This is a genomic window from Pimelobacter simplex (assembly GCF_900114845.1).
GTDB lineage: Bacteria > Actinomycetota > Actinomycetes > Propionibacteriales > Nocardioidaceae > Nocardioides > Nocardioides simplex.
The window spans coordinates 253733-275110 of record NZ_FOUK01000006.1 but is presented as its reverse complement, the minus strand read 5'-3'; the positions used below and the strand labels follow the sequence as shown (position 1 = coordinate 275110).

The following is a 21378-nucleotide window of genomic DNA, read 5'->3' as shown; positions in this document are numbered from 1 at the left end:
CGAACGGCGGCGGGTCAGTCGTCGAAGGTGGCGAGCACCGCGCGGTGGTCGCTGGAGCCCGCCTTGGCGACGCGGGTCCCGAGGACGGTCAGGCCGCGCTCGAAGATGTGGTCGATCCGGACCAGCGGGAAGCGGGCCGGCCAGGTGAAGCCGAAGGAGAGGCCGGTCGAGCGCGGCTCCGAGAGGTGGCGGCGGATCCCCTTGAGGGCGGGGTCGGTGGTGGCGGCGTTGAAGTCGCCCATCGCGACCAGGCGGGGGGAGTCGTCGGCGTCGATCTCGGAGGCGAGGTGGTCGAGCATCGAGTCCCGGCCGGCCTGCTGGCCGGGGCGCACCGAGGCGGCGTGGACGACGTACACGCGGACGGTGCCGCCGGGGGCGGCGATGTCGGCACGCAGGGCGCGCTTCCAGGACAGGCCGAGGGTGAGGCCCTGGGTGTTGCTGAGCGGGTAGACGCTCCACAGGCCGACGGTGCCGGCGGTGTAGGCGTAGGGGTGGGTCGGGGCGAGGGCCTCGGCGGCCTTGGCGCGGGCGGAGGCGTCCATCTCGGTCAGGGCGATGACGTCGCTGTCGAGGTCGGCGAGGGTCCGGGCCGAGGCGGCCGACGTCCCGGAGTCGGCCTCGACGTTCTGGCTGGCGAACGTGACGGCGGTGCCCTCGGCCTCGTCCGTGCCGGAGGACAGGACGGCGGGCAGTGCCGGGGCCAGCGCGACCAGCCAGAGGCCGAGGGCGACCGGGGCGGCCAGCGACGTCCAGGAGCGGCGCAGCAGGGCGAGCACGAGGAGCGGCAGCAGCAGGAGCCCGGCCCAGGGGAGGGTCGCGGCGCCGATCGTCCCGGCGACGCCGGGGACCTGGGCGAGGACGACGAAGGCCGCGATCACGACGGACAGCAGCACGACGGACAGGTCGCTGCGCAGGCGCGGCACGACGTCAGCCCGCGAACGGCAGGAGCAGGCGCCGCAGCAGGCCCGCGAGCTCGGCCTGGTCGTCCGCGGACAGGCCGGTGAGGAGCTCGCGCTCCGCGTCGAGGAGGGCCGCGAACGCGCCGTCGACCGCGTCCTTGCCCTCGGGGGTGAGCCGGACCAGCACGCCGCGGCGGTCCGAGGGGTCCGGGTGGCGCTCGACGAGGCCGCGGGTGGTCAGCCGGTCGACCCGGTTGGTCATCGTCCCGCTGGTCACCAGGGTCTCGCGCAGGAGCCGCCCCGGCGAGAGCTCGTACGGCGCCCCGGCGCGGCGCAGCGCCGCCAGGACGTCGAACTCCCAGGGCTCGATGTCGTGCGAGGTGAAGGCGTGGCGACGCGCCTTGTCGACATGGTGGGAGACCCGCGCGATCCGGCTGAAGACGGCGACCGGCGCCAGGTCGAGGTCGTTGCGCTCACGCGCCCACGCCTCGATCAGGGAGTCGACCTCGTCCCGGTCCGCCATGACCTGCAGTGTAGCGGGTGGGTCGAGAATCTTGATGTCAAGATAAATTCGGCGTACGCTCGGCCCATGACCGAGCACCTCACCGCCCTCGGGCCGGTCACCCTGGCCAGCCTGACCTGGGGCGATCCCGACGACGTACGACGGCCGCTGGCCCTCCTCCTGCACGGCTTCCCCGACACCGCCCACACCTGGCGCCACCTCGGCCCCGCGCTGGCCGATGCCGGCTACCGCGTGGTCGCGCCGTTCACCCGTGGCTACGCGCCCAGCGGCGTCCCGGCCGACGGCAGCTACCACGTGCCGGCCCTGATGGACGACGCGCTCGGCCTGCACCGCGCGCTCGGCGGCGACGACCGGGCGGTGCTCGTCGGCCACGACTGGGGTGCGATCACGGCCAACGGCATCGCCGCGTCGGAGGCGAACCCGTTCGGTGCCGTGGTGGCGCTCGCCGTCCCGCCGTTCACCGCGATGAACCCGCGCCGCGACGACCTGATCCGCTGGCTGCGGATCCTGCCGCGGCAGGCGGCGCTGAGCTGGTACACGCTGTTCAACCAGCTCCCGCTGCTGCCCGAGCGCGCCTTCGAGCGCCTCGTCGCCCACCTGTGGCGGGGCTGGTCGCCCGGCTACGACGCGACCACCGACCTGGCCCACCTCGCGGCCGCACTGCCCGACGACGCCCGCAGGGCCGCCGCACTGGGCTACTACCGGGCCCAGCCCCGCGCCTGGCAGCTGCCCGCGCGCTACCGGCCACTGGCCCGGGACTGGACCGGCGCGCCGCGCGTGCCGCTGCTCTACCTGCAGGGCGCCGACGACGGGTGCCTCGACGCCCGCTGGGCCGACCGGATCGGGGGCCGACTGCCGGCCGGCAGCCGGTCCGTCGTGGTCGAGGGCGCCGGGCACTTCCTCCAGCTCGAACGACCCGCTGCGGTGAATGCCCTCGTGCTGGAGTTCGTCGCCGAGCGAGCGGAGGCGACCCGATGACCCCGACCGTCCCGAACCCGGCCGACCCGGTGAACCCGGCCGACCCGAGCCCCGCGCAGGGCCCTGCGCAGGGTTCCGGCCGGCGCGCTGCTGGCGGCGTGGGCGGCGGACTCGTGTGGGATCCGCAGCGCTATCTCGCCTATGCCGACGAACGGGGCCGGCCGTTCGTCGATCTCGTCGGTCGCGTGGACGCGCTCGATCCCACTGTGGTGGTCGATCTCGGTTGTGGTCCTGGCAACCTCACCTCCCTTCTCGCTGACCGCTGGCCGGCCGCTGCGATCACCGGCATCGATTCCAGTCCTGACATGGTGCGCGCAGCCTCCGACACAAAGGCGGCGGCGCGGATCCGGTACGCCCAGGCCGACGTCCGGGACTGGCTCGAGCAGGCGCCCGAGGGCGGTGTCGACGTGCTGGTGTCCAACGCGATGCTCCAGTGGGTGCCGGGTCATCTCGACCTGTTGCCGGGCCTGGTGCGCGCGGTGACGCCCGGCGGCTGGCTGGCGTTCCAGGTGCCCGGCAACTTCGGGGAGCCGAGCCACACCCTGCGCGACGAGCTGGCCGCCGAGGAGCCGTACGCCGCGCACCTGGGCGGGGTCGCGGTTCCGAGCTCGCACGACGCGGCGACGTACCTGCGGGCCCTCCAGGGGCTCGGGTGCGACGTCGATGCCTGGGAGACGACGTACCTCCACGTGCTGCGAGGACCGGACCCGGTGTTCACGTGGGTGTCCGGGACGGGCGCGCGACCCACGCTCCAGGCGTTGCCGGACGACCTGCGGCCGGGCTTCGAGGACGAGCTCAAGCGCCGGCTCCGGTCGGCGTATCCCGACGACGGGCAGGGCGTGGTGCTGCCGTTCCGGCGGATCTTCGTGGTGGCGCGCAAGGCGCGCCAGGCGTGACGAGCGGGTCCGCGGGTAGCCGAGGTCACCTTGCCGGGCATTGTTACCGACGAGTAGCCTCATGCTCATGAGCCAGGTCCACAGCCTCTGGAAGACCACCACGAGCCTGCCCGTCGTCGGCGGCACCCTCGGCAAGCGGGTGTTCTCGTTCGCGTTCAGCCAGAAGGCGCCGTACTTCGCGACGATCCACCCGCGGGTGACCGAGCTGCGGCCGAACTACGCCGAGGTCGTCATCCCCAAGCGCCGTCGTGTGCAGAACCACATCGGCACGGTCCACGCGATCGCGCTCTGCAACGGCCTCGAGATGGCGATGGGGGCGCTGGCGGAGGCGTCGATCCCGCGGGACAAGCGGTGGATCCCGAAGGGGATGGAGGTCGCCTACACCGCCAAGGCGACGAGCGACATCACGTGCACGGCCGAGACCGACCAGGAGCAGTGGGACGCGGCCGAGGGTGACCTCCCGGTCCGCGTGAAGGGTGTCCGGGACGACGGCACGGTCGTCATCGACGGCGTCATCAACCTGTGGGTGACCAGCAAGAAGAAGTGATCGTCCGGGGACGACGGAACGGGCGAGGTCGTGGTGCGACCCCGCCCGTCCGTGCTCCCTCAGGTGGTGACGGTCAGCGCAGCACCACCACCGTCACCGGCGACACCGCCGCGGCGTACGTCGTGCCGGCCGGCAGGACGGTCCGCACCCGGAGGTAGGTGGCCTTGCGGGACTTCGGCGCGGTGACCTTGACCTTCGTCGTCGCGGTGCCGCGGCCGAGCGGGACCCGGGCCACGGTCCGGAACCGGCCGCTGCCGACCGCGACCTGCACCTGAGCGGTGCCGGCGACGGGGCCTCCGGCGACGACGCCGGAGACGCGGACCCGGACGGGCAGCTTCGCGCCGCGCCGGACCTTCGCCTTGGCCGTGGTGCTCAGGGCCAGGGTCGCCCGGGTGACCCGGTAGGTCGCCGTGATCGGGCCGCTCTCCGCGAGCTCGTCGGTGCCGGAGAACGCCGCGCTCACACGGTGCTCGCCGACGGCCAGCGTGGCCGGCAGGGGGACCGTGACCACACCGTCGGCCGGGACCGGGTAGGTCCGCGGGGTCCCGGCGACGTCGACGTCGACCGTGCCTCCGGCGCCGCCCGGGACGACGACCGTGGCCGTCGAGCGGGTGCCGTAGGCCGCGGTGCCCGCCGAGAGCGACAGCGCGATCGCGGACTGGCCGCGGCTGAGCGCGAAGGTGACCACGTTGGACGTGGACGCCTGCGCGGTCGTGGTCTGCCCGAAGACCGCGCTCAGGTGGTGCGTCCCGGCCTTGAGGCCGTTGAGCGGCAGCGTGGCGACGCCGTCGACGACGTCGGCCGAGCCGAGCGAGGTCGTGCCGTCGAGGAACTCCACGCGGCCGGCGGTGTCCGGTCCGGCGACGGTCGCGACCAGGTCGAACGGCTTGTTGACGGCGACCTCGTCGGGCGTCCAGCTCAGCGTCGTGCTGGTCGGGTCGAGGGCGGCGAGCTCTCCCTCGGCCACGAGTCCCGTCGCGGCGGCCTGGGCGGTGACCGCGATCGTGCCGCGGGCGACGTCGGCGGGCACGGTGAGCGTGACGCCGGCCAGGCCGGTGCTGTCGGCGACGGCGGAGACCGGAGCGATGCCCTCGGGGGTGAAGGTCACCGACTCCCCGGCGCGGAAGCCGCCAGCGGTGAGGGTGATCGTCTCGCCGGGGACCGGCGTGGGGTCACTGGCGGTGACCGTGCCGACGGTGCCGAGCGACGCGAGCTCCGCGCACACGTCCCCCGGGACGCCGTACGGCGGGAGCGGGGTGCCGCCGGTGACGCCGTCGTCCTCGCGGATGGTGGTGAACACGACCGCGTCCGGTCCCATCACGCCACCGCGGGTGTTGATGACGCTCGCCTTGAGGCTCGTGCCGTTGCTCGTGCTCGGCAGCAGGTCGCCGTTGAGCGTGGCGGTGACGACCTTGCAGGTCTCGCCGGGCTCGAAGACGACCTTCTCCATCGCGGCGCCGGCGCGGCTCGAGGTGGAGCCGAGCAGCGAGGCGTAGCCGGTGACCGGCCGGGTGGCCGGCTTGTCGAGCGTGACCGCGATGTCGTACGTCCCGGGGCCGTTGCCCTCGTCGACGTAGGGCGCGTACACACCGAGGACCGGCTCCGCACCGACGGCGGGCGTGCCGACGGCCGAGCGCTCGAACGCCAGGTCGGAGAGGTACGCCGCGCCGGTCGTGCCGCCGTCGCTCGCGGGGGCTCCGGCGAACCGGATCTCCCGCACGTCGGTCAGGTCGACGCCGGCCGCGGTGAGGTCCGCGACGGGGACGACGAGCTGCTGGAGGACGATCTTCTTGAGCGTCGACGTGCTGGTGCTCGTCGCCGAGGACGGCAGCCGGCGCAGGGCCTGCGGGTTGAGCGCCGACACCAGCGAGCTCCAGGTGGCGCCCTTGCCGTCGAGCACCGTGAGCGTCAGGTCGGTGTCGACCGCGACGCTCTCGGCGGCCGCGAGCTTGAGCGAGAGCCGCTCGTAGCCCGAGACGTCGCGGCGCGCGGTGGGCATCGCCACGCGCAGCTCGTCGCCGGAGCCGGTCCAGGTGAGCTGGGTGAGCGGCGTGGCCGGGACGTTGCCGCCGTTGCTCGCCGGCGTCCAGTGCGGGACGGTGGCCGAGGCCATCGCGGTGCTGGCGCAGGCCGGCAGGGACGGGGCGACGGTGCGCCCGGCGAGGCTCGCGCAGACCGTCGCGGTGGCCGCGCCGGAGGTGCGGATGAGCGAGCTGGTCGACTCGAACGAGGCCACCGTCGACCGCGCGGAGGAGGGCGCCGTGGCCTGGGTGCGGACGTCCTCGCCATCGAGGACCTCGGGGACGGCGCCGGTGCCGTCGAACATCGGCAGGAACTGCTGCTCCCCGCCGACGGTGAGCCGGAACCAGGCGGCCATGTAGACGCTGCCCTGGCGGTACTGCTCGGCCGCCGTCATCCGGATCGACGTGGCCGCCACCGACGGGTCGGTGCCGCACACCGGCTCGGTACGGCGCGCGGTGCTGTTGCTCCAGTCGTCGCTGACCGAGTTGAGGTACACGCCGGGCGTCCACACGGTGTTGTAGAAGTTGTGGTTCGCGCCCATCACCCAGGTGCCGGCCCGCAGCGAGTCGTCGCCGAAGGCGTAGCGGGAGTCGTCGAGCATGTGCTGGCCCTGCTGGTTCGAGACGTCGCCGTCGCAGTAGGGGAGGACGACGTTCATCGCGACGCCGGGCACCGTCATCCGGGCGAAGTCGACCGGGGCGAGGGGGAGCACCGAGGTCAGGCCGAACGGGTGGGCTCGCAGGGTGTTGAGGGTCGCCGCGTAGGTGACGCCCTCGCCGCCGCGCGAGTGGCCCATCAGGCCGACGCGGTCGAGGTCGAGGCGGCCGACCAGGTCGGCCGCGGAGACGTCGTCGAGCGGGTCGGGCGCGGTGACGAACCCGTCGGCGCGCTCGGCCAGCGCGACGGTGCCGCGGTCGAGCGCCTCGTCGAGGGTGACGTCGGCGTCGGTGGCGTCGTCGTGGAGCCGGACCGGCTTGCCGCTGCTCGCGTCGGCGAGCAGGTCGAGGGTGTCGAGGACCAGCTGGCCGCGGGCCTGGGCGCCCTGGTCGGCCGCGAGCTGGTTGTCGTTGGCGTTGATGGCGTTGGCCGAGATCGAGACGACGGCGTAGCCGTGGCTGGCGAGCGCCCGCGCGGTGCCGTCGTACCCGAGGTAGCTGGGGATCGACTTCTGCGTGGCCGAGCAGGGCCACCGCGCCGGGTTGGCCGCACCGGAGCCGTAGCAGTAGCCGTGCCGGCCGTGCAGCAGCAGGACGACGGGCCGCTTGCCGGGGGTGTCGGGCAGGTAGAGCTTGCCCTCCATCTCGCCGCGGATGCCGCCGATCGCGGCCAGGTCGACGCTCTGGTCGCCAAACTTGTAGATCGACTCGCTGAAGGTGGCGGTGCCCGGCGCGGACGGGTCGGCGTCGAGCGCCTCGGCCGCGCTCGCCTCGGGCGCGACGGCGGCCGTGCGGGCGGCGGGAGCGGTGGCGCTGCGGCTCGCCCAGCCGGCCTCGACGTCCTGGGCGTCGGCGACGGACGGGTCGGTGGTGAAGACGCTCAGCGAGCGGCCGTCGGGTGCCTCGGTGGCCACGCCGATCGAGACGCCGTCCACCTCGATGGTGGGGGCGTCCGACACGATCGGGAGCGACCGGTCGAGCTCGACGGTGACCTCGTACCCGCCCGGTGCCGTGGTGACGGACCAGTCGTCGCCCGCGGCGACCGCGCCGGGGGCGGCGCCCGCCGACGGGGTCAGCGTCGGCAGGGGCGCGAGGAGGGCGAGGGAGAACGGCAGGGCGAGGGCGGCCGCGAGGACCGGCCGCCCGGATCGACGCAGCGGTCGACGGGGGGTGGGTGACATGGGGGGACTCTCAGCTCGGGAACGCGGTACGGCCGTCCCGGTCGTCACGAGGTGACACGGCGTCCCCCGACCCTCGTCACCCGAGGTTTCGTCAAGGTTTCAACAAGTTGTGGGCGGCGTTGCCGCGCTGCCCGGGAAGGTAAAGATCCCGGGTCGTCGTCCCTCTGGGCCGGGCGTCAGAGGATGTCGGGCACGACGCTGAGCGTGAGCCCGACGAGGACCGCCAGGACGGCGTACAGCGCGACCCGGCGGTGGTTCGCGGGCGGCGGGGCGTCGGCCAGGGCCGGCAGCCCCATGCCCCGGCGCCAGTCGTCCTCCTCGCGCTCCCACTGCTCGCTGGGCGTGAGCGCGCGCAGGGTGGCGCCGATGCCGAGCAGGAGGAGGGTGAACGTGCCGCCCGCGACGGTGAGCACGGTGAGGATCGCGGACACGCCGCGGGTCTCGGTGCCGAACATCAGGCCCGCGCCCATGCCGACCGCCGCGAGCAGCGCGACGATGCTGAGGACGCTGCCGACCACCTGGTTGTGGCGGGCGACGAAGCCGGGGGACGCGGTGTCGGGCATGGGGACGACCCTACTGGGCGGCGCCGAGGCCCGGGCCCCTCGCGTCGCCGGCCTGCTCCGGTGCCCCTGGGCTTTCTCCGATGGACCTCCCCGCGCCGTACTCTTGAGCGGTCATGAGCACCACAGCCCAGCCCCGCACCTACGAGGTCCGCACCTACGGGTGCCAGATGAACGTGCACGACTCCGAGCGCCTCTCCGGGCTGCTGGAGGACGCCGGCTACGCCGCGGCCCCCGACGGCGAGCAGGCGGACGTCGTCGTTTTCAACACCTGCGCGGTGCGCGAGAACGCCGACAACCGGCTCTACGGCAACCTCGGCCACCTGGCGCCGATCAAGGCGAAGCGGCCCGGGATGCAGATCGCGGTCGGTGGGTGCATGGCGCAGAAGGACCGCGACACCGTGGTGAAGCGCGCGCCGTGGGTCGACGTCGTGTTCGGCACCCACAACATCGGGTCGCTGCCGGCGCTGCTCGACCGGGCGCGGGTGCAGGAGGAGGCGCAGGTCGAGATCCTCGAGTCGCTCGACGTGTTCCCGTCGACGTTGCCCACCAAGCGCGAGTCGGCGTACGCCGCGTGGGTGTCGGTGAGCGTCGGGTGCAACAACACCTGCACGTTCTGCATCGTGCCCAGCCTGCGGGGCAAGGAGAAGGACCGCCGGCCCGGCGAGATCCTGGCCGAGATCGAGGCGCTCGTCGCCGAGGGCGTCTCCGAGATCACGCTGCTGGGCCAGAACGTCAACGCCTACGGCGTGGAGTTCGGCGACCGGCAGGCGTTCTCGAAGCTGCTGCGCGCGTGCGGTGAGATCGAGGGTCTGGAGCGGGTCCGGTTCACCAGCCCGCACCCGGCGGAGTTCACCGACGACGTCATCGAGGCGATGGCCGAGACGCCCAACGTGATGCCGAGCCTGCACATGCCGCTGCAGTCGGGCTCGTCGAAGGTCCTCAAGGACATGCGGCGCTCGTACCGCCAGGAGAAGTTCCTCGGCATCATCGAGCGGGTCCGGGCGGCGCTGCCGGACGCCGCGATCACCACCGACATCATCGTGGGCTTCCCCGGCGAGACCGAGGAGGACTTCCAGGAGACGCTCAAGGTCGTCCGGGAGGCCCGGTTCTCGGGGGCGTTCACGTTCCAGTACTCCAAGCGCCCCGGTACGCCGGCCGCGACGCTGCCCGACCAGGTCCCGCAGGTCGACGTCACCGACCGCTACAACCGGCTCGTCGACCTCGTCAACGAGATCACCTGGGACGAGAACCAGAAGCTAGTGGGCCGCGAGCTCGAGCTCATGGTCGCCGAGGGCGAGGGGCGCAAGGACGCCGCCACCCACCGGCTGTCTGGGCGGGCTCCCGACAACCGGCTCGTGCACTTCGAGGCCGACTTCTCGCAGGTCGAGGGCGCACCGCGCCCCGGCGACATGGTGACCGTCCAGGTGACCTACGCCGCGCCGCACCACCTGGTCGCCGACGGTCCGGTGCGGGCGCTGCGTCGTACCCGCTCGGGCGACGCGTGGGAGCGCCGCACGGCCGAGCCGGCACCGGCGTCGGTCAACGTGGGGCTGGGCATGCCGTCGATCGGTGTCCCCGCGCCGCTGCCCGACGCGCCGGTCTGCGGCTGATGGTGGCCGACGCCCCGACCATCCTCGCGACCTCGGGCGGGGTGGTGCCGGGTGCGCGCAGCCGCTGGTCGGTCGGCCCCCTGACCCGGTACGCCGTCGACCTGGCCGGTGTCGACGGCCGGGCCCCGCGGGTCTGCTTCCTCGCGACGGCGTGCGGCGACCAGCCCGCGGTGCTGCGCGACTTCTACGACATGGCGCAGGAGGCGGGCTTCCACGGCAACCACCTCTCGCTGTTCACGATGCCCAACGTGGCCGACATCCGCGCGCACCTGCTCGCCCAGGACGTCATCTGGGTGTGGGGCGGCAGCGTCGCGGGGCTGCTGGCGATGTGGGAGCTGCACGGCGTCGGCGAGGTCATGCGCGAGGCGTGGCAGGCGGGCGTCGTGCTGACCGGCGTCTCGGCCGGCTCGATCTGCTGGCACAGCGGCGGCACCACCGACTCGTTCGGCCCCGACCTGCGCCCGATCACCAACGGCCTCGGCCTGGTGCCCTACTCCAACGGCGTGCACTACGACTCCGAGGAGCAGCGTCGTCCGCTGTTCCAGCAGCTCATCGCCGACGGGACGCTGCCCACCGGCTACGCGACCGACGACGGCGTGGGCCTGCTCTACCGCGGCACCGAGCTCGCCGAGGCGCTCACCGAGGAACCGGGCAAGGCGGCGTACCTCGTCGAGAGGGACGCCGGGGGCCGGGCCGTCGAGACCCGTCTGGAGACCCGCCTCCTACGCGGGTGACTCCCGCTCCGGCGGCACCTCGGGATTGCCCTTGGTGGCCTCGGTGTCGGTGTCCTCGGCGGTGAGGGTCTCGGCCGGCAGCTCGTGGTCGGTCGCCGGGTTGAGGCGAGGATCGAGGTCGTGCGGCTCGGTCGAGCTCACCCCGTCACCCCCGACGCCCTCGATGCGGTGCGGGCCGCCGGGCGGCGGCTCGGGCGGCTCGGTCACGGGATCGGGCCGGGGTGGCAGCTGGTCGTTCATGACTGTCCTCTCTGGGAGCACCTCACCTGAGTGGTATCCAGTCGCGGTCTTCCCAGTCGGTGTCAGAAGCCGTGCTGGGTCAGACCCGGCAGGTCGCCGGCGCGCAGCCCGGCCAGGACGACCGCCTCGTGGGGGACCACCGGGTCGGGCAGCGCGGACAGCGGGAACCACCGCAGGTCCGCGCACTTGGCGGGCTCGACGATGCGAGGCTCGCCGGACCAGGAGCGCGCGGTGAAGAAGAAGTCGATGCGCTCGTCGATCGGCAGGTCGTGCGCCGTGCGCTGCATCGCCGTGGCGAACGTGAGAGCGAGGTCGGTGACCCCGACCTCCTCGAGCGCCTCGCGGCGGGCGGCGGCCTCGGCGGTCTCGCCGCGCTCGACGTGGCCGGCCGCGGCGGCGGCCCAGTGGCCGTCCATGTAGCCGGTGCTCTGGCGCAGCTGGAGGAGCACCTCGGTGTCCGCGCCGGCTGCGCCCTCACGAAGGAGGAAGACGTAGGAGGCGGGGACCACGACGAACCGGGTCTTCCCGGTCACGGGGTCCGAAACGGTCACCGAGGTGCTCTTCCTGTCGATCTGCGAGGTCAGCTGATGTCGTCGTTCTTGCCGTCGAGGCCGTCGAGCGCGTCCTTCGCCTTGTCGACGCCCGCGTCGATCTTGTCGTCGAACTTGCCGCCGGTCTTGTCGGAGGCGAAGTCGGCGGCCTTGTCGACCGCGTCGCCGATCTTGTCGCCGTGCTGGTCGACGGCGTCGGTCAGCTTGTCCTTGGCGTCATCGAGAAAGCCCACGAGAAACCCCCAGAGGTGAGTGTCCGGCGACCCGACCTGAGCCACCGAGGTCACCCTAGAGGATCGACCTCACACGGAGGTGTCGTCGCCGGTGCCGGTGGTGCCGCCGTCGCCCTCGCCGTCGCCGCGCTTGCCGAGCGCGTCCTTGGCCTTGTCGGTGGCCGACTCGATCTTGTCGTGGTACTTGCCCTTGGTCTTGTCGTCGACGAAGTCCGCCGCCTTCTCGAGGCCCGACTCGATCTTGTCGCCATGCTTGTCGACCGCGTCGCCCACCTTCTCGGTGACGGTGTCCTTGGCGCCCTTCAGCTTGTCGATGAATCCCATGACCTACTCCTTGCGTCCGGCCCGAGGAGGCCGCTGTACGGGTCATTGCCACACTAATCCCATGCCGAAGCGACCGACCGCGCCCGCGGACCCCTCCGCGGTCCCGATCGTGGCGATCGTCGGCCCCACGGCCAGCGGCAAGACCGCGCTCTCCCTCGACCTCGCCGAGGCGCTGGGGGGAGAGATCGTCAACACCGACGCGATGCAGGTCTACCGCGGCATGGACATCGGGACGGCGAAGCTCCCGCTCGCCGAGCGGCGCGGCATCCCGCACCACCTCCTCGACACCCTCCAGGTCCGCGACCCGGCGACCGTCGCGGAGTTCCAGGGCTGGGCGCGGACGGCGATCGCCGCCCTGCGCGCGCGAGGTGCGACGCCGGTCCTGGTGGGGGGATCGGCGCTCTACACGCGGGCGATCCTCGACCGCTTCGAGTTCCCCGGCACCGACCCGGCGGTCCGCGCGCGGCTCGAGGCCGAGCTCGGCGAGGTCGGCAGCGCCGCCCTCCACGCCCGGCTGCGGACGCTCGACCCCCAGGCCGCCGAGCGGATCGAGGTCGAGAACGGGCGTCGCGTCGTCCGGGCGCTCGAGGTCATCGAGATCACCGGCGAGCCGTTCAGCGCGAACCTCCCCGTCCAGGAGTACGCCGACCCGCACACCGTCCAGCTCGGCGTCACGATCGACCGCGACGTGCTCGAGGAGCGGATCGCGCTGCGGGTGCGGGCGATGTTCGACGACGGCCTGGTCGCCGAGGTCGAGCGGCTGCTCGCCGAGGGACTGGCCGAGGGCCGGACGGCTGCCCTGGCGATCGGCTACCGCCAGGCGACGGCGGTGCTCGCCGGCGAGATGTCGGTCGACGAGGCCATCGACAGGACCGTCGTCGCCACCCGGCAGTTCGCCCGCCGGCAGATGGCCTGGTGGCGCAACGACCCCCGCATCACCTGGCTCGGGTACGACGACCCGGACCGCGTCGCGAAGGCGCTCGCCGTGGTCCGCGCCGTCGCGGCGGGCTGAGCCACCTGAGCCACCTGAGCTACCTGGGCTACCTGAGCCGCGCGAGCGCCGCCTCGGCCGCGTGGAAGCCGCCCATGCCGTGCACGCCGGCGCCGGGCGGCGTGGCCGACGAGCACAGGTAGACGCCCGGGATGCCCAGCGCGTAGGGGGAGAGCGCGATCCGCGGCCGGAAGGCGACCTGCCGCGCGGTGTTGGCGCCGGAGCTGATGTCGCCGCCGACGTAGTTGGCGTTGGAGGCCTCGAGCGCGGCGGGGCCCCGGGTCGCTGTCGCGAGGACGCGCTCGCGGAAGCCGGGCGCGAACCGCTCGATCTGCCCGAGGACCGCGGCGGTGGCGTCGCCGTCGTAGCCGTGGGGGACGTGGGCGTAGGCGTAGACCGGGTGCACGTCGCCGCGCGAGCGGGACGGGTCGGCGAGGTACTGCTGGCCGAGCAGCACGAACGGCCGCTCCGGCATGCTGCCGCGGGCGGTGCGGGCCTCGGTGGCGGCGACCTCCTCGGCGGTCCCGCCGAGGTGGAGGGTGCCGGCCCGGCGGCAGGCCTCGTTGGTCCAGGGAATGCCGCCCTCGACCGCGAGGTCGACCTTGAACGCCGCCGGACCGTAGGTGTAGCGCGAGAGCGCCCGGCGCACCCGGGGCGGCAGCCGGTCGCCGGCGAGGGCGAGGACGCCGGCCGGCGCCGTGTCGAGCAGGGCGACGTCCGGTGCCGGGCCGCCGGTCAGGTCGCGCAGGTGGTCGAGCGAGGTCACCCGGACGCCCGTCTCGACCCGGCCCCCGAGCGAGGTCAGCACCGACAGCAGGGCCCGGGTGATCGACTGGGTGCCGCCCTCGGCGACCGGCCAGCCGACGGCGTGGGCGGCGGCGCCCAGCATCAGGCCCACCGAGCCGGACAGGGGCGTGTCGAGCCGCCCGAAGACGTGGGCGGCGACGCCGGAGAACAGCGCCCGGGCGGGGTCGTCGCGGAAGCGGGCCGTCGTCCAGGTCGCGGGCAGCAGCGCCTTCGTGCCGAACCGGCCGAGCGTGATCGGGTGGCGGGGCACGTGCGTGAGCGGCTGGAACAGCTCGTCGACCAGGTCGTCGAAGTGGCGCACCATCGGCTCGAAGACCCGCTGCCAGCGGGCGGCGTCCGGGCCCAGCGACGCCGTGGCGGACGCGGCGAGCGAGCGGGTGGCGTAGCCCGCGCGGCCGTCGTCCAGGGGATGGGCGAGGTCGATCTCGGGCCACCGCCAGCGCAGGCCGTGGTCCTCGAGCCCGAGCGAGCGGAAGTAGGGGGAGGCGACGCCGGTCGGGTGGAAGGCGGCGCAGTCGTCGTGGAGCAGGCCGGGCAGCGTGAGCTCGCTGGTCCGGGTGCCGCCCCCGGGGCGCTCGTGCGCCTCGAGGACGGTCACCGACAGCCCGGCCTGGGCGAGCCGGATCGCCCCGGCCAGCCCGTTGGGACCGCTGCCGACGACGACGGCGGTGGTCACGACACGGGGTCCTTCCCGTCGGTGAGGGTGCTCTGCCGACGGTAGCCCTCCGCCGTCCAGGTGACCTGGAGCGGAACCGGGCCGTTGGGCAGCCACGGCTGCTCCCGGACGCAGTCGCGCACGTCCCAGGTGCCGCGCTCGACGACGCCGAGCGCGGCGTCGATGACCCGGTACTCCTGCGGCCGCGAGGTGCGCCAGGGCGTCGCCTGCGACTCGCAGTACGCGACGACGAGGTCGCCCGGCGCCAGCTGGAGCCGCTTCTGGATCGCCGCGACCAGGCGCTCGTCGTGGAGGTGGCCGTCGCCGAAGTTCCAGCCCACGACGGTGTTGCAGACGAACTCGCCCTCGCGCACCGCCCGGGTCTCGATGTCGTCGAGGTGCTCGTAGAGCACCGAGAACAGGCCGCGCCCCTGGCTGTGCATCGAGCGCCAGGCGAGCGCCTTCTGGATCGTCATCTCCGCCTCGTCGGCGGCGTAGGGCATCGGCTGCATCCGCTGCAGCTGGTCGACCTGGTTCTCCACCAGCGGCAGCTCGTTGAACCGCTCCTCGATGCCCGGGCGCATGGTCCACACCGCGGAGGCCCAGTTGCCGGCGTACTGGCGCATCGAGGGGAGGAACGAGACGAGGTCCGGGCGCAGGTTGCCGAGGACGGGCCCGAACAGCAGCAGCGCGAAGACCGGGATCAGCAGCAGGGGCTCGGAGAACTCCCAGATGTTGTACGTCGATGCGTGGAAGCCGTCGCCGAGGCCGGCCCAGAGCACGATCGCGATGTACCCGAAGTAGACGTTCCACTCCAGCGGGACGGCGAGGGGGAACGTCGAGGTGATGTAGACGTGGAAGACGAGCATCGCGACGGCGCCGAGCAGCGCGATCGTGTCGTTGGTCGTCAGGAGCAGCACGACCGGGATGATGATCTCGACCGTCGTACCGCCCACGTGCGCCATGAACCACGCCAGCCGGCTGGGGCGGATGTCGTCGGGGGCGTTGCGGTAGTGCAGCCGCTTGACGACGTCGAGCTGGCCCGGGCTGTTGGACACCATCGGCGGGACGACGTTGATGAAGTGCTCGCCGAGCTTGGAGACGCCGGCGCCGATCCAGACCACGCAGATGATGATCTTGAACGCGACGACCAGGTTGACGAAGTCGGCCGCCGAGGCGCCGTCGGCGAGCACGATCGCGCCGAAGGTCGCGGAGAACAGCATGACCGGGAGGTACTGCTCCGAGCGTGCCGCCAGGAAGACGACCTTGTCGCGCAGGCCCATCAGCGGCATCGTCACCAGGATCGGGACGAACGCGAGCGGAGGGACGAGCTCCTGCGGGCCGGTGCCCGCGGGCAGCAGCGGCACCGGGTCGGCGTGCACGAGGAGGGGGTAGCAGAGGCTGGCCAGCACGGCGACGTACAGCAGGACGTCGGCGATCGTCCGCTCGTCGCCCCCGGTCAGCGGGACGTGCCGCCCCCAGGGGGCCATCCGGATCGTCCCCGGCCGCAGCCAGTAGCGGATGTTGCCGAGCATCGGGACGAAGTGCCCGCACAGCGGGCCGAACGCGCCGCCGAGCCCGATCACCTCGAGCAGCATCAGCCAGATCGCGAGCTTCTGGTAGACGACGACGTTGTCGAACCACGTGCCCGGGTCGGTGAACGCGACGTGGTCGGTCGTCGCCGACGTGATGGCCAGGCCCACCGCGAAGTAGAGGCCCAGCATCTTGAGGATGTAGACGACGTGCAGCATCCGGGGCGTGTTGAAGCCCGCGGTCACCCAGTTGGTGCTGAGCACCCGGATCCGCTCCCGGAGGGGGAGCACGAGGAACTCGGCCGGCGGCATCGGCTCCGGTGCGGGCTTGAGGAATCCCATGTCACGCTCCTGCGACTCGGGCCCGCAGCGCGGGCTTGTCGATCTTCCCGACGGGGTTCTTGGGGAGCACGTCGAGCACGTGCACGGCGACGGGGACCTTGATCTTGGTCAGCTCCTCGCGGCACCGCGCGAGAAGCGCGTCGACGTCGATCTCGGCGCCCGGGCGGGCGGAGACGAAGGCGGCCGGCACCTCGCCGTACAGAGGGTCGGGGGCGCCGACGACGGCGGCCTCCAGGACGCCCGCCCCGCCGTGCAGGACGTTCTCGATCTCCTTGGGGTAGATGTTCTCGCCGCCGCGGATGATCATGTCCTTGATCCGGTCGACGATGCGCAGGTAGCCGTCGTCGTCGAGGATCCCGACGTCGCCGGTGTGGAGCCATCCGTCGCCGAGCGCCTCGGCCGTGGCCTCGGGACGGCGAAGGTAGCCGCGCATCACGTTGTCGCCCTTGACGACGACCTCGCCGCGCTCGCCGGCGCCGAGCAGCGTGCCGTCGGGCGCCATGATCGCGACGACCTGGCCCGGCAGCGCGGGACCGACGGTGCCCGGCTTGCGGACGCCGTCGACGGGATTGCAGGTCGACGCGCAGGTGCCCTCGGAGAGGCCGTAGCCCTCGACGAGGGGGAAGCCGAACCTCTCCTCGGCGGCCGCGAACAGCTCGGGCGGCGCGGGGGCCGCGCCGCAGATCGCGAACCGCACCGAGCTCACGTCGGCGGTGACCTCGGCAGGCAGCGCGACGAGGTGGCTGTAGATCGTCGGCACCGCCGAGAAGTACGTCGGCCGGTACCGCTCGATCGCACCGAGGAAATCCACGGGGTGGAAGCGCTGCAGCACGGTCAGCTGCGCGCCCACCGAGATCGGGGTCAGGAAGCTGACGCAGATCGCGTTGACGTGGAAGAGCGGGAGGACGAGCAGGCAGTGGTCGTCCGGGCCGGCCTGGATGCCCTCGCGCATGCTCGCGATCATCGCCGCGAGGTTGGCGTGGTCGAGCATGACGCCCTTCGGCCGGCCGGTGGAGCCGCTCGTGTAGACGAGCAGCGCGAGGTCGCCCGGCGCCGTCTCGGCCGGCGGCAGCGTGCCCGCAGGCGTGGTGGGCAGCTCGGCCACGTTGTCGGCGTCGATCACGAGGACGGCGCCCGCGTCGCTGATCTGGTGGCCCGACTCGGCGGCGGTGAACGTGGGGTTGACCGGCGTCGCGGCCGCGCCGAGGCGCCAGGCGGCCATGATCGCGACGAGCAGCTCGACCTGGTTGGGGAGCATCACCGCGACCACCGACCCGCGGCCCACGCCCCGGGCGGCGAGGTGCTCGGCCGCGGCCTCGACGCGGGCGCCGAACGCGCGGTAGTCGAGCTCGGTCCGCTCGTCGCGGACGCACGGGCGCTCGTCGTACGACGAGGGACGGTGCCAGGGCAGGTAGGTCAGCGTCATGCTGGGACGGTAGGACTCCGCCGGGCCGGTGTTCTTGGTGCGCGGAACCAAAGCCGGTCGCCGGAATCGGGACGCCGGGGCCAAGGCGGGTCGCCGTCCCGCTCTGGCATCCTGGCGTGACCGCCGTCACCGTTGGTCTCGGGGGCCAACGACGAAGGGGGACGCACCGTGCCGGACCCGGAGAGCGAGCTGCAGGGCGTCGCGGCGCTCCTGGCCGAGCGCCGGGTCGAGCTGACCGCGTTCCTCGTGCGCGAGTTCGGCGAGCGGATCCCCGAGCTGCCCCGCGACCCGGTCCTCGTCGACCTGCTCAACGGCAGCGCCGGCTCCAACCTCGAGACGCTCGCGCACCTGCTGCGCGGGCACGTCCCGGTCACCGACATCCAGGCCCCGGCCGCGGCGGTCGAGTACGCCCGCCGGCTCGCCCAGCGCGGGACGTCGCCGAGCGCGCTGCTGCGGGCGTACCGGCTCGGGCAGCAGCTCATCCTGCGCTGGGCCTACGAGGAGATCGAGCGCCGGGTGCCGGACCCGCTGCTGGCGCTGCAGACGAGCCGGCTGCTCACCGACACCTCCTTCGTGTACGTCGACGCGGTCTCCGAGGAGGTGATGGGCGCCTACCAGTCCGAGCGCGAGCGCTGGCTGACCAACCGCAGCGCCGTCCAGCGCGAGACCGTGGACGCGCTCCTGCGCGACGACCGGCTCGACCTCGCCGCTACCGAGGCCGCCCTCGGCTACCGCCTGCGCCAGCACCACCTCGGGCTCGTCCTGTGGACGGCGCCCGGGGCCGGTGACCTCGCCGCCGTCGAGCGGACCGTCGGCCGGATCGCCGAGCAGCTGGGGGCCGGCGGCCACCCGCTGTTCGTCCCGCGCGACCGCGAGACCGCCTGGGCGTGGGTGCCCATCGGGCGCACCGCGGACGCCGACCTGGGGGTGGTCGGGACCGTCGTCGCCGGGTGCGACCCCGCCGTCTCGGTCGCCGTCGGCTCGCCCGGGGCCGGCGAGCCCGGCTTCCGGACCACCCACCTCGGCGCGGCCGCCGCCCACGAGGTGGCCCAGCTCGGCCAGCACCCCGCCGGTCACGTCATCGCGTACGACGACCCGACCGTGCGCGCCGCCGCCCTCCTCGCGCGCGACCTGCCGACCACTCGCCGGATGGTCCGCGGCACCCTCGGCGACCTCGCCGACGACTCCGAGGGCGCCGCCCGGCTGCGCGAGACGCTGCTCGCCTTCGTCGAGGAGCGGGAGAGCTATGTCGCCACCGCGGCCCGCGTGCACCTGCACAAGAACACCGTGAAGTACCGGGTCGACCGCGCGGTCGAGGCCCGCGGCAAGCCGCTGGGGGAGGACCGGCTCGACCTCGAGCTCGCCCTCATCGCCTGCCGCTGGCTCGGCCCCGAGGTGCTGGCCCGCGGTTGACCCGTCGTACCGGACGAAATGGCTGCGAAACGGCCTGATTCACGACCATTTTGTCCGGTACGACGGGGGCGGAGCGCAAGAACGGTCAAGCGGTGGCGGGGGTGGAGCGACGAGACTGGGCCCATGACCGGCCGTGACCGCCTCCGCGAGCTCCTCGACGCGGTGCTCGACGAGGACAACCGCACGCTGGAGCAGATGGCGGACGGCGCCTACGCGTCGCCGTACCACTTCAGCCGGGTGCTCTCCCGCGACACCGGCGAGGCGCCGGTCGCGATGCGGCGCCGGGTGATGCTGGAGCGCGCGGCCTGGCGGCTGCGCCGGGGGAGCAGCGTCACGGATGCCGCCTGGGAGGCGGGGTACGAGTCGGTGGAGGGCTTCAGCCGCGCCTTCACCCGGGCCTACGGGCACCCGCCGAGCAGCGCCGTCGAGGGCGGGGGCAGCACCTGGCTGCCGGCCGGCAACGGCATCCACTTCCACCCGCCCACGAGCCTGTGGGTGCACAGCACGGAGCAGACCATGAACCCGCTGACCGACCAGCTCGTCCGGCACGACCTCGACGACACCCGGGTGCTCGTCGAGCTCGCCAAGGGGCTGAGCGACGACGAGTTCCGCAGGGTGCGGCTCGCGGGCCACGAGGTGAGCTCGTGGGAGGGCCCCGAGGAGTCGATCGCCGCGGTGCTCGAGCACCACGTCGGCACCAAGGAGGTCTGGCTCGCCGCGATCGAGGGCGCCGACCTGCCCGCGCGTCCCGACGGCGCGACCGCCGCCGACCTGCTCGACCGCCACGACGTCGTCGCGGCCCGCTGGCTGGCGTTCGTCCGCGAGGTCGAGAGCCGCGGCGGCTGGGACGACCGGCTCGTCGACGCGCTGTGCGAGCCGCCGGAGAGCTTCCAGCTCGGCAGCGTCGTCGCGCACGTCCTGACCTACGCCGCCCACCGGCGGCAGCTCGCCCGTCACCTGCTGCGCAGCGCAGGAGTCGAGACCGACGACGGCGATCCGATCATGTGGCTGCGCGCCGAGAGGGGAGAGCACGCATGACCCGCGTCGTCTACTACACCGCCACCACCCTGGACGGCTTCCTCGCCGACCCGGACGACTCGCTCGACTGGCTGATGCGCCAGGACCTCGACGAGCACGGAGCCCAGAACTACGGGGAGTTCATCACCACGGTCGGGTCGCTGGTGATGGGCTCCACGACGTACGAGTGGGTGCTGGCGAACATCGCCCGCAACGGCGAGCCGTGGTACTACAGCCAGCCCACCTGGGTGATGACCTCGCGCGAGCTGCCGACGCCCGACGGCGCCGACGTGCGGTTCGCGAAGGGCGACATCACGGCGCTGCTCGACGACCTGCGCGCCGCAGCCGACGGCAAGGACGTGTGGGTGGTCGGCGGTGGCGACCTGGCCGGTCAGCTGGCCGACGCCGGTCAGCTCGACGAGGTGATCGTGTCGGTGGCGCCGGTGGTCCTCGGCGCCGGCCGCCCACTGCTGCCGCGCCGTCTCGACCTGCGACTGGTCGAGACGGCCCGCAACGGCGCCTTCGTCACCGCGCGCTACGAGGTCGACGGACCGCTGAAGGAGGACCGGCCTACCCTGGACGGGTGAGTGCCGAGGCCTGGACCGAGATCGCCGACGACGCCGCGCTGGCGGCCCTCCTGGGCGAGCCGACGGTCGCCGCCCGCAACAAGGAGCGGGCGGCGCTGACCGACGTCGACCGCGACTGGCTCGCGTCCTCGCCCTTCTGCATGCTCGGCACGGCCGACGCGCAGGGCCGCTGCGACGTCTCGCCGAAGGGCGACCCGGCCGGCCGGCTGGTCCACGTCATCGACGACACGACGATCGCGATCGCCGAGCGGCCGGGCAACCGGCGGGCCGACGGCTACCGCAACATCCTGGCCAACCCGCAGGTCGGGCTGAACTTCCTCATCCCGGGCCGCGGCGACACGCTGCGGATCAACGGCCGGGCCCGACTGGTGAGCGACGCGCCGTTCTTCGACGACATGGTGGTCAAGGGCCACCGCCCGCTGCTCGTCGTGGTCGTCGAGATCGAGACGATCTTCTTCCACTGCGCGAAGGCGTTCCTGCGCTCGCAGCTGTGGCGCCCCGAGACCTGGGAGCCCGAGTCCCGGGTGCCCCGCCGCGCCGTCCTGTCGCACCGGCTGGAGCGCCCGGACACCCCGCTCGAGGAGCTCGACGACTACTACGGCGCCCGCTACGAGCAGGGCCTGTACGGCACGCCGCCGGCGTCCTAGCCGG

21 protein-coding genes are annotated in these 21378 nt (G+C 73.3%); 10 read left to right on the top strand and 11 right to left on the bottom strand.

Going from position 1 to position 21378, the window contains the following annotated elements:
- Window positions 1-14: 14 nt before the first annotated feature.
- Both BM223_RS23490 and BM223_RS23485 read right to left on the bottom strand, forming a co-directional pair.
- Window positions 15-923: an endonuclease/exonuclease/phosphatase family protein gene (locus BM223_RS23490; protein WP_052138283.1), complete on the bottom strand. Its 909-nt coding sequence runs from the start codon at window positions 921-923 to the stop codon at window positions 15-17.
- A 4-nt stretch (window positions 924-927) separates the two neighbouring features.
- Window positions 928-1422, bottom strand: a complete 495-nt coding sequence (locus tag BM223_RS23485; protein WP_038677152.1) for a MarR family winged helix-turn-helix transcriptional regulator — start codon at window positions 1420-1422, stop codon at window positions 928-930.
- A 66-nt stretch (window positions 1423-1488) separates the two neighbouring features.
- Here BM223_RS23485 and BM223_RS23480 point away from each other — a divergent pair, with 66 nt between their 5' ends.
- The 3 genes from BM223_RS23480 to BM223_RS23470 all read left to right on the top strand — a co-directional run bounded on the left by BM223_RS23480 (window position 1489) and on the right by BM223_RS23470 (window position 3843).
- On the top strand, window positions 1489-2400 hold the full coding sequence (locus tag BM223_RS23480) for an alpha/beta fold hydrolase (protein ID WP_052138284.1): 912 nt from the start codon (window positions 1489-1491) through the stop codon (window positions 2398-2400).
- A complete protein-coding gene (locus BM223_RS23475; RefSeq protein WP_082003558.1) occupies window positions 2397-3296 on the top strand; it encodes a methyltransferase domain-containing protein in 900 nt (299 codons plus the stop codon). The genes BM223_RS23480 and BM223_RS23475 overlap by 4 nt, the downstream gene beginning before the upstream one ends.
- A gap of 67 nt (window positions 3297-3363) precedes the next feature.
- Entirely contained in the window at window positions 3364-3843 is a 480-nt protein-coding gene (locus BM223_RS23470; protein WP_038683595.1) for a hotdog fold domain-containing protein, read from the top strand.
- Between the two features lie 73 nt (window positions 3844-3916).
- Here BM223_RS23470 and BM223_RS23465 read toward each other — a convergent pair whose 3' ends face one another.
- Together BM223_RS23465 and BM223_RS23460 are read right to left on the bottom strand one after the other, a co-directional pair.
- Window positions 3917-7702: an Ig-like domain-containing protein gene (locus BM223_RS23465; RefSeq protein WP_038677153.1), complete on the bottom strand. Its 3786-nt coding sequence runs from the start codon at window positions 7700-7702 to the stop codon at window positions 3917-3919.
- A gap of 176 nt (window positions 7703-7878) precedes the next feature.
- Window positions 7879-8265 carry a hypothetical protein gene (locus tag BM223_RS23460; RefSeq protein WP_038677155.1) on the bottom strand — a complete coding sequence of 129 codons (387 nt, stop codon included), beginning with the start codon at window positions 8263-8265 and terminating at the stop codon, window positions 7879-7881.
- A 113-nt stretch (window positions 8266-8378) separates the two neighbouring features.
- On the opposite strand from BM223_RS23460, the gene miaB reads away from it, so the two are divergent.
- A complete protein-coding gene (gene miaB / locus BM223_RS23455) occupies window positions 8379-9875 on the top strand; it encodes a tRNA (N6-isopentenyl adenosine(37)-C2)-methylthiotransferase MiaB (protein WP_038677156.1) in 1497 nt (498 codons plus the stop codon).
- Entirely contained in the window at window positions 9875-10609 is a 735-nt protein-coding gene (locus BM223_RS23450) for a Type 1 glutamine amidotransferase-like domain-containing protein (RefSeq protein ID WP_038677157.1), read from the top strand. The genes miaB and BM223_RS23450 overlap by 1 nt, the downstream gene beginning before the upstream one ends.
- On the opposite strand, the gene BM223_RS23445 is transcribed toward BM223_RS23450, so the two are convergent.
- The 4 genes from BM223_RS23445 to BM223_RS23430 all read right to left on the bottom strand — a co-directional run bounded on the left by BM223_RS23445 (window position 10598) and on the right by BM223_RS23430 (window position 11957).
- A complete protein-coding gene (locus BM223_RS23445) occupies window positions 10598-10849 on the bottom strand; it encodes a hypothetical protein (protein WP_038677158.1) in 252 nt (83 codons plus the stop codon). The genes BM223_RS23450 and BM223_RS23445 overlap by 12 nt on opposite strands.
- Before the next feature lie 62 nt (window positions 10850-10911).
- Complete coding sequence (locus BM223_RS23440; protein WP_235319152.1) at window positions 10912-11400, bottom strand: NUDIX domain-containing protein; 489 nt, start codon at window positions 11398-11400, stop codon at window positions 10912-10914.
- A gap of 29 nt (window positions 11401-11429) precedes the next feature.
- Entirely contained in the window at window positions 11430-11633 is a 204-nt protein-coding gene (locus BM223_RS23435) for an antitoxin (protein ID WP_038677160.1), read from the bottom strand.
- A gap of 69 nt (window positions 11634-11702) precedes the next feature.
- Window positions 11703-11957 carry an antitoxin gene (locus tag BM223_RS23430; protein ID WP_038677162.1) on the bottom strand — a complete coding sequence of 85 codons (255 nt, stop codon included), beginning with the start codon at window positions 11955-11957 and terminating at the stop codon, window positions 11703-11705.
- A gap of 61 nt (window positions 11958-12018) precedes the next feature.
- On the opposite strand from BM223_RS23430, the gene miaA reads away from it, so the two are divergent.
- Window positions 12019-12969, top strand: coding sequence for a tRNA (adenosine(37)-N6)-dimethylallyltransferase MiaA (gene miaA, locus BM223_RS23425; RefSeq protein WP_052138285.1), 951 nt, complete (start codon window positions 12019-12021; stop codon window positions 12967-12969).
- Window positions 12970-12997: 28 nt separating this feature from the next.
- Here miaA and BM223_RS23420 read toward each other — a convergent pair whose 3' ends face one another.
- Genes BM223_RS23420 through BM223_RS23410 form a run of 3 tightly spaced genes read right to left on the bottom strand, consistent with a single transcriptional unit; the run spans window position 12998 to window position 17710 of the window.
- Window positions 12998-14431, bottom strand: coding sequence for a phytoene desaturase family protein (locus BM223_RS23420; protein ID WP_038677163.1), 1434 nt, complete (start codon window positions 14429-14431; stop codon window positions 12998-13000).
- Complete coding sequence (locus tag BM223_RS23415) at window positions 14428-16284, bottom strand: DUF3556 domain-containing protein (RefSeq protein ID WP_038677165.1); 1857 nt, start codon at window positions 16282-16284, stop codon at window positions 14428-14430. Before BM223_RS23415 ends, BM223_RS23420 begins: the two co-directional genes overlap by 4 nt.
- 1 nt (window position 16285) lies before the next feature.
- Window positions 16286-17710, bottom strand: coding sequence for a class I adenylate-forming enzyme family protein (locus BM223_RS23410; protein ID WP_038677166.1), 1425 nt, complete (start codon window positions 17708-17710; stop codon window positions 16286-16288).
- A 168-nt stretch (window positions 17711-17878) separates the two neighbouring features.
- On the opposite strand from BM223_RS23410, the gene BM223_RS23405 reads away from it, so the two are divergent.
- The 4 genes from BM223_RS23405 to BM223_RS23390 all read left to right on the top strand — a co-directional run bounded on the left by BM223_RS23405 (window position 17879) and on the right by BM223_RS23390 (window position 21374).
- The gene (locus tag BM223_RS23405) at window positions 17879-19123 is read left to right on the top strand and encodes a PucR family transcriptional regulator (protein ID WP_038677167.1); all 1245 of its coding nucleotides are present in this window, start codon (window positions 17879-17881) and stop codon (window positions 19121-19123) included.
- Between the two features lie 123 nt (window positions 19124-19246).
- A complete protein-coding gene (locus BM223_RS23400; RefSeq protein ID WP_038677168.1) occupies window positions 19247-20161 on the top strand; it encodes a helix-turn-helix domain-containing protein in 915 nt (304 codons plus the stop codon).
- Window positions 20158-20727, top strand: coding sequence for a dihydrofolate reductase family protein (locus tag BM223_RS23395; RefSeq protein ID WP_038677169.1), 570 nt, complete (start codon window positions 20158-20160; stop codon window positions 20725-20727). Before BM223_RS23400 ends, BM223_RS23395 begins: the two co-directional genes overlap by 4 nt.
- Window positions 20724-21374 carry an MSMEG_1061 family FMN-dependent PPOX-type flavoprotein gene (locus tag BM223_RS23390; protein ID WP_038677170.1) on the top strand — a complete coding sequence of 217 codons (651 nt, stop codon included), beginning with the start codon at window positions 20724-20726 and terminating at the stop codon, window positions 21372-21374. Before BM223_RS23395 ends, BM223_RS23390 begins: the two co-directional genes overlap by 4 nt.
- Window positions 21375-21378: the final 4 nt, after the last annotated feature.

Coding starts and splice junctions, on each gene's coding strand:
- BM223_RS23485 (WP_038677152.1), bottom strand. CDS start 1,422: ATGGCGGACCGGGACGAGGTCGACTCCCTGATCGAGGCGTGGGCGCGT.
- BM223_RS23480 (WP_052138284.1), top strand. CDS start 1,489: ATGACCGAGCACCTCACCGCCCTCGGGCCGGTCACCCTGGCCAGCCTG.
- BM223_RS23475 (WP_082003558.1), top strand. CDS start 2,397: ATGACCCCGACCGTCCCGAACCCGGCCGACCCGGTGAACCCGGCCGAC.
- BM223_RS23470 (WP_038683595.1), top strand. CDS start 3,364: ATGAGCCAGGTCCACAGCCTCTGGAAGACCACCACGAGCCTGCCCGTC.
- BM223_RS23465 (WP_038677153.1), bottom strand. CDS start 7,702: ATGTCACCCACCCCCCGTCGACCGCTGCGTCGATCCGGGCGGCCGGTC.
- BM223_RS23460 (WP_038677155.1), bottom strand. CDS start 8,265: ATGCCCGACACCGCGTCCCCCGGCTTCGTCGCCCGCCACAACCAGGTG.
- miaB (WP_038677156.1), top strand. CDS start 8,379: ATGAGCACCACAGCCCAGCCCCGCACCTACGAGGTCCGCACCTACGGG.
- BM223_RS23450 (WP_038677157.1), top strand. CDS start 9,875: ATGGTGGCCGACGCCCCGACCATCCTCGCGACCTCGGGCGGGGTGGTG.
- BM223_RS23445 (WP_038677158.1), bottom strand. CDS start 10,849: ATGAACGACCAGCTGCCACCCCGGCCCGATCCCGTGACCGAGCCGCCC.
- BM223_RS23430 (WP_038677162.1), bottom strand. CDS start 11,957: ATGGGATTCATCGACAAGCTGAAGGGCGCCAAGGACACCGTCACCGAG.
- miaA (WP_052138285.1), top strand. CDS start 12,019: ATGCCGAAGCGACCGACCGCGCCCGCGGACCCCTCCGCGGTCCCGATC.
- BM223_RS23415 (WP_038677165.1), bottom strand. CDS start 16,284: ATGGGATTCCTCAAGCCCGCACCGGAGCCGATGCCGCCGGCCGAGTTC.
- BM223_RS23410 (WP_038677166.1), bottom strand. CDS start 17,710: ATGACGCTGACCTACCTGCCCTGGCACCGTCCCTCGTCGTACGACGAG.
- BM223_RS23400 (WP_038677168.1), top strand. CDS start 19,247: ATGACCGGCCGTGACCGCCTCCGCGAGCTCCTCGACGCGGTGCTCGAC.
- BM223_RS23395 (WP_038677169.1), top strand. CDS start 20,158: ATGACCCGCGTCGTCTACTACACCGCCACCACCCTGGACGGCTTCCTC.